Genomic DNA, 11,483 nt, shown 5'->3' with positions numbered 1-11,483 from the left:
CTTTCGAATGGTCCAGTCGAATCGCTTCGAGCTTAGCGTGAGGTGGTCTCGGAGGTGGGAGCTGAGGTCGGATCGCAGGCCTGCCACAGCCGCCGGTAGTACTCGATGCGTGCCGGGTCCGGTTGCACACCGTAAGCGGCGAAGAACTCGGACTCCCAATTTCGGCCGGGATAGTTCCAGCCCAGCGAGAGCGAGGCGACCGCCAGATCGGCCCATCGATCGGCCACCCCGAGTTCGCCGAAGTCAACGTGTCCGCAACAACGGCCGTCGTCGTCGATCAGGGTATTCGGTGCGCACGCGTCACCGTGGCAGACCACCAGCCGGTCGACCGGCGGCGGATCGCCGACGCGGTCCCGGGTCGTCGGGGGCAGCGCCTCCAGCCGGCCGGCCACCGACCATTCGAAAGGGCATGTGGCCGTCGGCAATCCGTCGTGCAGGTCGCGCAGGCCGGCACCGATCGCGCGCACCGCCACCTGCGGGGCCGCCAGCCACCGCGGGTGCACCGCGGACCGGCCCGCCAGCCCGCGGGTGTGCAGCCAGGCGCGGTCGCCGTCGACCCCGAATCCGAGCACCTGCGGCACCGCCACGTACCGGGCCGCCCAACGCAGCCGGCGCGCTTCGGCGGCGAAGTCGGTGCCGCGCGGGTTAGCTGTCTTGACGAACTCCGGGCCGGTGTGGCTCCCGCCGAGCCGGAAGGTCACCCCGTTTTCCTCGTTGACCCAGACCGCGCGCACGGGCCGGCCCGCGGCGAGGCGGTCGACGATCGCGGGCACCGGCGGCGGCGACGACGGGAAGCTCATGGATCACCTCTTTTCACCACTTCAGGCGGCTCACAGTCGGGAGCACTAGGCTGACAAGCTGTGGAACCGGTATACGGGACTGTCATTGCGCTTGCTCGCCTGGTCTGGCGTCTCCAGGGCCTGAAGATCACGGTCTCCGGCGTCGAGAACCTACCAACCAGTGGCGGCGCGGTCATCGCGATCAACCACACTGGTTACCTCGACTTCACGTTCGCTGGGCTCCCGGCGTATGAGCAGGGCCTCGGCCGCAAAGTGCGGTTCATGGCCAAGCAAGAGGTGTTCGACGACAAGATCACCGGGCCCATCATGCGCAGCCTGCGCCACATCCCGGTGGATCGGCAGGACGGGGCGGCGTCCTACGAGGCGGCCGTCCGGAATCTCAAGGACGGCGAGCTGGTCGGCGTCTACCCCGAAGCGACCATCAGCCGCAGTTTCGAGATCAAAGAATGCAAGAGCGGTGCCGCGCGGATGGCCGTGGAGGCCGGGGTGCCGATCGTTCCGCACATCGTCTGGGGTGCGCAGCGCATCTGGACCAAGGGCCACCCGAAGAAGCTCGCTCGCCCGAAGGTACCGATCACGGTGCTGGTGGGTGAGCCGATCGAACCGACACTGGGTGTGCCGGAGCTGCGGGGGCTGCTGCACTCGCGGATGCAGCACCTGCTGGAACGGGCGCAGGAGCAGTACGGACCGCACCCGGCCGGTGAGTTCTGGGTGCCGCGCCGGTTGGGCGGCGGCGCCCCATCCTTGGCGGAAGCCGCTCGGATGGACGCCGAGGAGGCGGCCGCGCGAGCGGCACGGCGGGCCCAAGCCGCGGGGGCGCCGGAGTAGCCGCCGATGGTGGAGCCGACCTATCGCACGTTGGAGATCCTGTCCCAATTGGGAGTCTTCGCCACGGGCACCAGGATCAGCTACCGCGGGGTCGACAACATCCCCGAGCGCGGGGGTGCGGTGGTGGCCATCAACCACACCAGCTACGTCGATTGGCTGCCGGCCGGGCTGGCCATGCGCCGCCGCCGCCGTCGGCTGCGGTTCATGATCAAGGCCGAGATGCAGCAGGTGAAGGTGGTGAACTTCCTGATCAAGCGCACCCACACCATTCCGGTGGACCGAAACGCCGGGTCGGGTGCCTACGCGGTGGCCGTGCAGCGCCTGCGGGACGGGGAGCTGGTCGGGGTGTATCCGGAGGCCACCATCAGCCGCAGTTTCGAGCTCAAGGAGTTCAAGACGGGGGCAGCCCGGATGGCCCGCGAAGCGGGTGTGCCGATCGTCCCCGTCATCGTCTGGGGTGCGCACCGGATCTGGACCAAGGACCATCCCCGCCGCATCGGCCGCCACAACGTGCCGATCACCGTGCAGGTCGGACCGCCGCTGCGCGCCGACGGCGACATCGCCCAGACCGACCGCGCGCTGCGGGAGGCCATGACCAAGCTGCTCTACGAGGCGCAGCAGCAGTACCCGCACCCGGCCGGGGAGTTCTGGGTACCGCACCGGCTGGGCGGAGGGGCGCCGACGATGGCCGAGGCGGCGCAGATCGAGGCTGACGAGGCCGCGGCGCGCGCGGCGAACCGCACGCCGCGCCAGTAGCCTTACGGCGGAGGAGAAGACATGGCAGAGGGGTTTTACCGGTTCGGAGAATTGATCGTTCCCCCGCTCGTCGCGATGAACGGGACCAAGTTCACGTTCCACGGGCTGGAGAACATTCCGCAGCGCGGCCCGGCACTGATCGCGCAGAACCACACCAGCTACCTGGACTGGCTTCCGTCGTTGTTTGCCGTACGGGAGCGGGGCCGGCGGATGTATTTCATGATCAAGGCCGAGATGGCCGACGTGAAGGCCGTCGACTACGTGATCAAGCACGCCAGGCTCATTCCGGTGGACCGCCGCAACGGGCACGACGCCTTCGCGACGGCCGTGCAGCGACTGCGGGCGGGTGAACTGATCGGGATGCACCCCGAAGCCACCATCAGCCGCAGTTTCGAACTCCGGGAATTCAAGTCCGGTGCCGCGCGGATGGCGTTGGACGCGCAGGTGCCGATCGTTCCGCTGATTGTCTGGGGCGCCCACCGGATTTGGCCGAAGGATCATCCAAAGAAGGTGTTCCGCAACAAGATTCCGATCACGGTGTCCGCCGGGCGCCCGATTGCTCCGCACGGTTCGGTCGAGCAACTCAACGCGACGCTGCGCCGGGCGATGAATGAGCTGCTCTACCGGGTGCAGGAGGAGTATCCGCATCCGCCGGGCGAGTTCTGGGTGCCGCGGCGCCTGGGCGGCAGCGCGCCGAACCGCGACGACTCCCAGCAGATCCGGCTGGTCGAATTGCAGCAGCGGGCCCTGAAGTACGGGACCGACGGAGTCACCCGGCCGGGGGATAAGCAAAGCGGACGGCATTGACGAGGGCGGGGAAGAGTGCATTGACGAGGGCGGTGACGAGGGCGGGGTTCGCCGTCGGGCTGGACGGGCGGATCGCCTGAGTGACGGCTCAATGACAGCGGCGACTTCGCCGCCGGCGCTTATCGCCTGCGATGTCGACGGCACCCTGTTCGACGACGACGAAACCATCACGCCGCGCACCCGTGCGGCGGTGCGCGCCGCCGTCGCCGCCGGCGCCCAATTCATTGTGGCGACCGGTCGCCCGCCGCGCTGGATTCGTCCCATCGTCGACGAGCTGGGCTTCGCGCCGATGGCTGTGTGCGCCAACGGCGCCGTCATCTACGACCCCGCCACCGACCGGGTGGTGTCGGCGCGCACGTTGCCCGTCGACACCCTGGCCGAATTGGTCGAGCTTGCGACCCGCGTCATTCCCGGGGCGGGTCTGGCGGTGGAGCGGATCGGCCGCAGCGCCCACGACACGGCGACCCCGCAGTTCGTCAGCTCGCCGGGCTATGAGCACGCGTGGCTGAATCCGGACAACACCGAGGTGTCGATCGATGACTTGCTCAGCGCGCCGGCCATCAAGCTGTTGATTCGCAAGGCCGGTGCCCGCAGCGCGGACATGGCCGCCGAGCTGGCCAAGCACGTCGGCGTCGAGGGCGACATCACCTACTCGACCAATAACGGACTGGTGGAGGTGGTGCCGCTGGGCGTCAGTAAGGCTACCGGCATCGAGGAGATCGCCAGACCGCTCGAGATCGTCAGCGCCGAAGTGGTGGCGTTCGGGGACATGCCCAACGACCTGCCGATGCTGCGGTGGGCCGGCCATGGTGTGGCCATGGGCAATGCCCATCCCGAGGTGCTTGCCGCCGCCAACGAGGTCACCGCGCGCAACAGCGACGACGGCGTGGGACGCGTGCTGGAACGGTGGTGGGGCTAAGCCCGCCGCGGCGGTGCTGATCTCTGCCGAAGCCGTAGCAAATGTGGCAGACTGCCCGCGTGCCCGCCTTCCGGCCTGTTGCCCCTCGTCAGGTGTCTTAGTGGGGTCTGAAGTCGAGCCGCCGAAGGGCGGCGAGCCCACCGAGAACAACGCCGACAACCTGGACGACACGGCCGGCGATAAGCCGGAGCCCGAGAAACCCACCGGCCGCGACGTCGAGCCACCCGCGGACGACGACGAGTCGGGACGATTCCCGTCCGGCGGCAGCATGGAGTTCCAGGACGCGGCGACGACGACGCCACGCCCGCCCACACCCGCCGAACAGCGGGCCCGCGCCAAATACGAGAAGAGGAAGAAGGAACTCGAAGAGGCGCGGCTGGCGGCCGAGGAGAAGCGGCGCCACCAGAAGCGCGTGTTGATGGGCGCCGCGGCCGCCGTCGGCGTGGTCGGCCTGGTGGCCGGCCTCGGGTATTGGATGTTGTCGGAGCCGACCGTCACCGCGCAGTGCGTCCAGGAAGATCCGAGCGGTCAGCCGGTGATCGTGCCGGACAGCTACTGCACCGGTCACACCGAGGGACTCAACGGCTTCTTCTACTACGGCGGGCACCAATACCATTACTACTACGGCAGTTCGGGCTCGGTGGGTTCGCGGCCGATTGGCGGTACGACCACCGCGCCCAAGGGCGCCAACATCACCACCAAATCGGGGACCAGCATTTCGCGCGGCGGCCTGGGCGGCTCCTCGCCCGGGAAGAGCAGCGGCTCGTGAAGCGCGCCAGGCGCCGACCGCGGCCGAAGTGGCAGACAATCGTCGAATCGCAAGGCCTGGTGTACGGGACGCCCGCGCGTGACGCCCGGGGACGGTACCGCCCGTACTGGGACGAATCGGTGTATTACGAGTTCGAGATGGACGAGATCCTGGCGCTGGAAGCCGATGTCGAACTGCTGCATTCGATGTGCCTGAACGCCGTCGAGCAGGTCGTTCTGATGGAGCGCTACGCGGAATTTGGTCTGCCGGAATGGAGTTGGCAGCCGATTGCCGAGTCCTGGCGACGGTCGGACCCACATGTGTACGGCCGCTTCGACTTACGCTACGACGGTCGGCGGCCGGCGGTGCTGCTCGAGTACAACGCCGATACGCCGACGACGCTACTGGAAGCCGCTATCCTGCAATGGTATTGGCTCAAGGACTGCTTCCCTGAAGACGACCAGTGGAACTCTTTGCACGAGCAGCTGGTCGACCGGTGGAAGGTGCTGCGCGATCTGCTGCCCAACGACGAACTGCACCTGAGCTGGTCGGGCGTGGAGGCCACCGGCGAGGACCAGATCACGACCACCTACATGCAGGAAACGGCCGCGGAAGCGGGCTTTCAGACCGTCGGCTTGATGATCGAGGACATCGGCTGGGACTCCGCGCTGGAGCGCTTCGTCGACCTCGAAGAGTCACCCATCCACGCGGTCTTCAAGCTCTACCCGTGGGAGTGGGTGCTCGACGACGAGTTTGGCAAGCACGTGGTGTCCAGCCTGCCGCAGACGGCGTGGATCGAACCGCTGTGGAAGACGTTGCTGTCCAACAAGGCGATTCTCGGCATCTTGTGGGAGATGTATCCGGGTCACCCGAACCTGTTACCCGCCTACATCGACGATCCGCACGAGCTGACCGAATACGTGCGCAAACCCAAGCTGGGGCGCGAAGGCGCGAACATCACCGTCGTCGGTGCCGGCACCCAGACCGCGACGGGTGGTGTCTACGGCGAAGAGGGATACGTCTATCAGCTGTTGGACCCGCTACCCGAATTCGACGATATGCGGCCTGCGTTGGGCGCCTGGATCGTCGGCGATACGGCCGCCGGCCTCGGCATTCGCGAGACTGCGGGACTGATCACCGACGACGGCGCAGCCTTTGTCCCACACCGGATCCCCCAGAAGTGAACTTGTGAGCAAGTGAACGGAGTTGATCACCGATGACAAACATCGTGGCGCTGAATTCAGGCTATTGGGACCAGGGCTATTGGGCGGTGCTCGGCCGTGGCGCGGGCGCCATCATCTTGTACGCGATCGTCGGGCTGATCCTGATGCTGGTCGGGTTCTACGCCATCGACCTCACCACGCCGGGTCCGCTGCGCAGGATGGTGAACGTCGGAAAGCCGAACGCGATCATCGTGTCCGCCGCGGGAATGGTGAGCATGGCGTTGATCGTCGTGCTGGCGATCTACTCGTCGTCCGGAAAGCTAGCCGAAGGGTTGGTGGGCTCGGCGGTCTTCGGCCTGGTGGGCATCGTCGCCCAGGTGGTGATGATGCGGATCGCGACCATGGTGATCGGCATCGACATGGACGCGTTATTCAACTCCGATGAGTTCAACTATGAGGCGCTGATGGTGGCCGCCGCGCAGGTCGCGCTCGGCATCGTGGTGGCGGTCGCGATCCTCTGACGGCAACTGTTTAGCGGGAATCGCGGTCCCGCAGGCTCTTTGGCGGCACGGTGGACGCGGCGAGCGTGTCCGCATCGATGGTCTGGGGGCGGTAGGGCAGCGTCGGCAGGCGCGCCGACATCGTTGCGAGGGGGTCGTCGCAAGTTTCGGTCAGCCCGGAAAGAAACGCCCATTCGTGTTCGTCGCTACCGAAATAGAGGACGGTTGGAAAGGTTTCCCGGAACCGCCGCCACGACGCGCGCAGCGATTCATTGCGCCACAGCGTAGGACAGCCGGCCTGAGCGACGACCACCCGGCCGATCCTCGCGCAGCGTCGCAGGAACTCGGTGCCGTAGAGCCGGTTATGCTGGACCGCTTCGGTGCGCTCGTCGGGAAGATCGATCACCACGACGTCGTACTGCGTGGTGGCGCGGTCCACGAATTCCCACCCGTCGCAATAGTGCACGGCAACCGGCCCGGAACCTGTTTCCGCCCTGAGTAATTCGTCCACCGTGTAGCCGTAGGGCAGGTGTCGCGCGCACAGCCGCACGGCCTCGCGATCGATGTCGACGTGATCGACGTGGGTGGCCCCCGCCGATACCGCCTGCTGGCTGACCACGCCCTCGCCCGAGCCAATGACGAGCACCCGATCGACGTGGCCGGCCAGCAGCAGCGCCGGTACCAGGAGCGCCTCGTGATAGACGAGCTGACTCAACTCGGTGCTCTGACGTTCGCCGTCGCTGAACAACGACACGCCCTGCTGGGTTCGGCCGATCACCAGGTTCTGGAATTCGGTGTCGACTTCGCAGATGACCTCGGCGACGTCCCAGATTCGGGTCAGCCCCGGCGCCAGGGGTTCGGCGACCTCCCATCTGTTGTCCGATGGTTCGTCGAAATAGGTTGGCAATGACGGGAATCCATTGAATTGCACAGAGGAATAGCTCGCGGTGTACGCGCCGGCATCGGCGATCTCGACCCGGTCGCCGGGACTCAGGGTGACCGGAAGCGGATAGCTCTGGTAGAGCACATCATCTCCGTCGCAGGTCGGACCCGCGATTACCGCATCGGCGAAGGGATCGCCATCGCGGTCGGTCCGCAAGCGGTACCGGATGTACTCGTTTTCGGTCTCGGCGAGACCGCCGTAGCGGCCGATGTCGAGGTACACCCAGCGCCGGGCGTCGGTGCCCGTCCGCACCGCGACCACCGCGCAGCTGATCGTGCCCGCCGAACCCGCGATGGCCCGTCCGGGTTCGATAGCCAGCTGCGGCGGCGTCGCGCCGAAGTGGCGGGCCAGTGCCGCGTGGATGGCCTCGGCAATGACGTCGAGATCCGGCGCGCCAACCGCGTACGCCAGCGGGAAACCGCCCCCGACGTTGATCGTGCCGTTTTCCCCTATATCGTCGAATACAGCTGCAGCACAGCGAATTCCAAGATCCCACGCCGATGGGTCGAGTTGCTGCGACCCGACGTGAAAGCACACGCCTTCGGGGCGAAGTCCCAGCCGCGCGGCCCGGTTCAGCAATTCGGCCGCGGCATCCGCAGCGCAGCCGAACTTGTGGCCGAACGGGGTCACCGACGACGGAAAGTCTGGCGCGATACGGCATTCCACCGCTGCGGCGGGCGCGCGTTCGGCGATGGCGTCGAGTCCTTGTTCGGTGTCGAACGCGAACCGCCGCACCCCGCGCGCTTGTGCCCGGGCGACGTCGGCGGGCTTCTTGACGGGGTTCCCGAACGTCAGCAGGCCGCCGTCGATCCCGGCCAAGGCGCAGGTGTCGATCTCGCCGACCGATGCGACGTCGAATGCGCAGCCCTGCGCGGCCAGCAGGCGCAGGATCGGTTCGGCCGGGTTCGCCTTGACCGCGTAGCGGATTTGCGCTTGGGGAAACGCGGCGCGCAATGCCTGGAAGTTCTCGCGCACCCGACCCAGATCGATGCTCAGATACGGCGTCTCGGGCACAGGTCGCAGACTAGTACGCGGGTCGGCGCCGTGTGCGGGGCCCGGAGTCAGGCGTCCGGATGGGTCGGCAGCGAGAAGTGTTCCGGCGGGACGGCCGGGGCGCTGGGCGCTTGTCCAGAGAGCTGGGTGGTGATCCCGTCGAGGATCTGGTTGACGTCGCCGGTGAGACGGTTGTAGTTCAGCGTGCCATGCTGGAAGTTCTGCGTGATCTGCAGCGGCTCTTGGATTTCGGCGCTGGTCGGCAAGCCGAGCGGGCCGCGCTCGTAGCTCTGTGCGGCCCAGGCGTCATAGATCGCGCCGGTGACGGGTTGTGCTCCGGTCGCCGGCGACCAGTACATCGCGCCCCTGGCGAAGGTGGAGTAGCGGGCGTCGCCTTCGGCGTTGTCCTCCGGCGAGGTGGGCGCGCCCAGCACGCTGTTCATCCCACCCAGCTCCAGCCAGTGCTGGTAGATCGCGCCGCCCTGCAGCGCCTTAATCAATTCCTCCGGCGGGTCGTTGAAATGGGATGCGATATCCCGGATTTCGTCCATCAGCGCGTAGGCGGCGTTGCCGGGGCAGTCGGTGTTGCCGACGTCGCGGTGGGTGAAGATGGTCGGCAGCGTCGCAACGGCGCCGGCCGGGTAGGTGGTGTAGTGGCTGCCCGCGGACTCCAGTGTCACCGTGCCCTTGGGGTCGACGCCGTCCAGGCCCAGGCGCCAGCCCAGCAGCCGGCCGACCGAGCGAAGCTGCAGCGGGGTCGGCGGCACGTCGTCGAAGTTGCCGATCATCGCGACACCCCAGGTGTTGCGGTTGAAGCCGCCGGTGTGGAAGCCCTCGACGGCCTTGGTGAGACCGCCGGCGCTGCCTTCGAACACCTGGCCGTACTTGTCGACCAGCGCGTTGTAGGCGATGTCGCACCAGCCCAATGTCTTGCTGTGGTAGGTGTAGATGGCCTTGACGATGCCCGCCGATTCGAGCGGCGAGTAGTCGTTGCTGCCCGCGGTGTGATGGATGACTGCTGCGCGAATCCCGTTGTCGTACTGGGGACTACCGCATCGCAGCGACTCGTCGGCGCCCCATTCCTCCCGGCTGATGATGGGCGGTGCCTGGCCGGGCATCACGACTCCGGCCGGCGGCGTCCACTGTGTCGGCGCCTGCGGCGGGGAGATGAGGATCGCGGAGATGTTCTGTCCGAACGGCTGTTCCCGCGAGGCGGGCCGGTAACCCAGATCGTTGACCGGTGCGGCGGGTGGTACCGCCACGGTTACCGCGGCGTCGAGCGGGCGGGTGACCGCGATCTGCACGGTCGTCGTGGTCCCGACGAACACCGGATCGGTGCTGCGGGGTCCCTCGGTGGGTCCGGGTGGCGGGGCCGATTCGCCGGCCGGTGGGCCGTTGTCCGGCGCCGCGGTCTCGTATTCGGTCTGGTACCAGGGCCCCCACGAACCGTCGGGGTGCTTGGCCCGCACCCGGGTAGAGGTGCCGGCCAGGTCGCCGGTGAGCGCGACCAGCGAAAACGGCGTCTCCTGGGTGACTTCACGAACGGTGACCCCGCCGCCGAGCCCGACCAGCGGCTGCTCGGCGAGCTTGGTGTCGTGACTCGGCCGAGCGGCGGCGGGCGCGCCGTGGTCGCGGGTTAGGTCCGCAACCGCCGAGACCAGTACTACCGTCGCCGCGATGGCCGTCAGCAACATCGTGGGCGGACGGTGGCGAGACAACACCAGCTGATGTTACGTGTGTTTCTGATGTTATTAATGAGGCGACACGTTTTCCGCGTGTCAAAACCGGTCCGGAAACTGTTCGACGGCACCGCAGAGGATTGGTGACTCTGCGGTGCCGTCAGGTGACAGGACCCCCGAAGTTTTAGACGGGAGGCAGCGCCGGGGGAAGCGCCGCGGCCGCGCCCGGCAGGGCGCCCGCGGCACCCGGCAGCGCACCGGCCGCACCCGGCAGGGCCGCAGCCGCACCCGGCAGGGCCGCAGCCGCACCCGGCAGCGCACCGGCGGCACCCGGGAGCGCACCGGCGGCACCCGGGAGCGCACCGGCCGCACCCGGCAGGGCGCCCGCGGCACCCGGCAGCGCACCGGCCGCGCCGCCCTGAGCCTGCATGATGGCCGGCATCACCAGGCCCTTGAGCAGGTCGATGGCCTGACCAGCGCCGAGCTGGTTAGCGGCTTGCATCACGTCGTTGACGAGGCCGCCACCGCCGCTGCTGCCGGTGCTGGCACCGCCGATCGGCGAACCGCCACCCAGCGTCGACGGGTCACCCAGGATCGGGTAGGTGCCGTCGGCACCCGGGTCCATCGGCGCACTGATGGGCACCTCGTTGGAAGCGCCCAGGCCACCGGGAGTCAGTCCGGCCGGGCTGGTCAGCCCGGGGTTGGCCAGCGCCGGGTTGAGCCCCGCGCCCGGCATGGTAGGCATCCCGGGAGTGGTCGGCGTACCGGGTACACCGGGCGTCAGCGCACTGGGCGCGGCACCGGGTGTCAGACCCGGGCTGGTGAGACCGGGGGTCAGGCCGGGGTTCGTCAGGCCGGGGCTAGTCAAGCCCGGACTCGTCAGGCCGGGGCTAGTCAGACCCGGACTCGTCAGACCTGGACTCGTCAGACCCGGAGTGCCCAGACCCGGGCTGGTCAGACCGGTGGCCCCAAGGCCCGGAGTGCCCAGGCCCGGGCTGGTCAGCCCGGTGGTCCCCAGGCCCGTCGTCCCGGTGCCGGCACCACCCAGGGCGGGAATCGGCGGCAGGTTGACCCCGAACTGGGACAGACCCTGAGTCAGCGCGCCCACCAGCTCGCCGGGCAGGTCGGTCATGACGGCTGCCTGCTTGAAATCGTGGTGCTCGACCGGCTTACCGCTGGCGGTCGATTCGTAAACAAGGAAGTAAGCGCATGGACTCGCCACTGCCAGGGCGGCGACCGCGCTCATGGCTGTCGAGAGCTTGCGACGGCGTCGGTTCGGCACGGAAGTCTCCTCTATTCATCGGTTGTGTCGGACGATCCCGCCGGTCCGTATCCGGTGGGAACCAC

General features: G+C 67.9%; 11 protein-coding genes. 7 read left to right on the top strand and 4 right to left on the bottom strand.

All coding sequences use genetic code 11. The features are described from left to right. Nucleotides 1-32 precede the first annotated feature (32 nt). Nucleotides 33-800: a phosphotransferase gene (locus MJO58_RS26990; RefSeq protein WP_239721530.1), complete on the bottom strand. Its 768-nt coding sequence runs from the start codon at nt 798-800 to the stop codon at nt 33-35. A gap of 60 nt (nt 801-860) precedes the next feature. Between MJO58_RS26990 and MJO58_RS26985 the strand changes: the two genes are divergently transcribed. The 7 genes from MJO58_RS26985 (at nt 861) to MJO58_RS26955 (ending at nt 6,542) form a co-directional block, all read left to right on the top strand. Further along, a complete protein-coding gene (locus tag MJO58_RS26985) occupies nt 861-1,628 on the top strand; it encodes a lysophospholipid acyltransferase family protein (protein WP_090597816.1) in 768 nt (255 codons plus the stop codon). 6 nt (nt 1,629-1,634) lie between these two features. Then, nucleotides 1,635-2,384, top strand: a complete 750-nt coding sequence (locus MJO58_RS26980) for a lysophospholipid acyltransferase family protein (RefSeq protein ID WP_090597814.1) — start codon at nt 1,635-1,637, stop codon at nt 2,382-2,384. Between the two features lie 21 nt (nt 2,385-2,405). Beyond that, entirely contained in the window at nt 2,406-3,191 is a 786-nt protein-coding gene (locus MJO58_RS26975; RefSeq protein WP_239721529.1) for a lysophospholipid acyltransferase family protein, read from the top strand. Nucleotides 3,192-3,282: 91 nt separating this feature from the next. Beyond that, nucleotides 3,283-4,110: an HAD family hydrolase gene (locus MJO58_RS26970; protein WP_239721528.1), complete on the top strand. Its 828-nt coding sequence runs from the start codon at nt 3,283-3,285 to the stop codon at nt 4,108-4,110. A 100-nt stretch (nt 4,111-4,210) separates the two neighbouring features. Then, nucleotides 4,211-4,879: a hypothetical protein gene (locus MJO58_RS26965; protein ID WP_239721527.1), complete on the top strand. Its 669-nt coding sequence runs from the start codon at nt 4,211-4,213 to the stop codon at nt 4,877-4,879. Further along, complete coding sequence (locus MJO58_RS26960; RefSeq protein WP_239721526.1) at nt 4,876-6,042, top strand: glutathionylspermidine synthase family protein; 1,167 nt, start codon at nt 4,876-4,878, stop codon at nt 6,040-6,042. The genes MJO58_RS26965 and MJO58_RS26960 overlap by 4 nt, the downstream gene beginning before the upstream one ends. Before the next feature lie 32 nt (nt 6,043-6,074). Continuing rightward, entirely contained in the window at nt 6,075-6,542 is a 468-nt protein-coding gene (locus tag MJO58_RS26955; protein ID WP_239721524.1) for a DUF350 domain-containing protein, read from the top strand. Nucleotides 6,543-6,552: 10 nt separating this feature from the next. On the opposite strand, the gene MJO58_RS26950 is transcribed toward MJO58_RS26955, so the two are convergent. From MJO58_RS26950 to MJO58_RS26940, 3 genes are all read right to left on the bottom strand, one after another. Next, entirely contained in the window at nt 6,553-8,478 is a 1,926-nt protein-coding gene (locus MJO58_RS26950) for a spermine/spermidine synthase domain-containing protein (RefSeq protein ID WP_239721523.1), read from the bottom strand. A gap of 47 nt (nt 8,479-8,525) precedes the next feature. Beyond that, nucleotides 8,526-10,178 (bottom strand): N-acetylmuramoyl-L-alanine amidase, encoded by a 1,653-nt coding sequence (locus MJO58_RS26945; RefSeq protein ID WP_420845296.1) that lies wholly within the window; start codon nt 10,176-10,178, stop codon nt 8,526-8,528. A 142-nt stretch (nt 10,179-10,320) separates the two neighbouring features. Beyond that, on the bottom strand, nt 10,321-11,418 hold the full coding sequence (locus MJO58_RS26940) for a PirG (RefSeq protein ID WP_239721522.1): 1,098 nt from the start codon (nt 11,416-11,418) through the stop codon (nt 10,321-10,323). Nucleotides 11,419-11,483: the final 65 nt, after the last annotated feature.

It is taken from the genome of Mycobacterium lentiflavum (assembly GCF_022374895.2).
In the GTDB taxonomy this organism is placed as follows: domain Bacteria; phylum Actinomycetota; class Actinomycetes; order Mycobacteriales; family Mycobacteriaceae; genus Mycobacterium; species Mycobacterium lentiflavum.
Note: the sequence above shows the minus strand (reverse complement) of the source record. Positions and strands in the feature narration are given on the sequence as shown.

What these genes read in the sequence shown, in the direction of transcription:
- MJO58_RS26990 (WP_239721530.1), bottom strand. Translation starts at nt 800, where the DNA reads ATGAGCTTCCCGTCGTCGCCGCCGCCGGTGCCCGCGATCGTCGACCGC.
- MJO58_RS26980 (WP_090597814.1), top strand. Translation starts at nt 1,635, where the DNA reads ATGGTGGAGCCGACCTATCGCACGTTGGAGATCCTGTCCCAATTGGGA.
- MJO58_RS26975 (WP_239721529.1), top strand. Translation starts at nt 2,406, where the DNA reads ATGGCAGAGGGGTTTTACCGGTTCGGAGAATTGATCGTTCCCCCGCTC.
- MJO58_RS26970 (WP_239721528.1), top strand. Translation starts at nt 3,283, where the DNA reads ATGACAGCGGCGACTTCGCCGCCGGCGCTTATCGCCTGCGATGTCGAC.
- MJO58_RS26955 (WP_239721524.1), top strand. Translation starts at nt 6,075, where the DNA reads ATGACAAACATCGTGGCGCTGAATTCAGGCTATTGGGACCAGGGCTAT.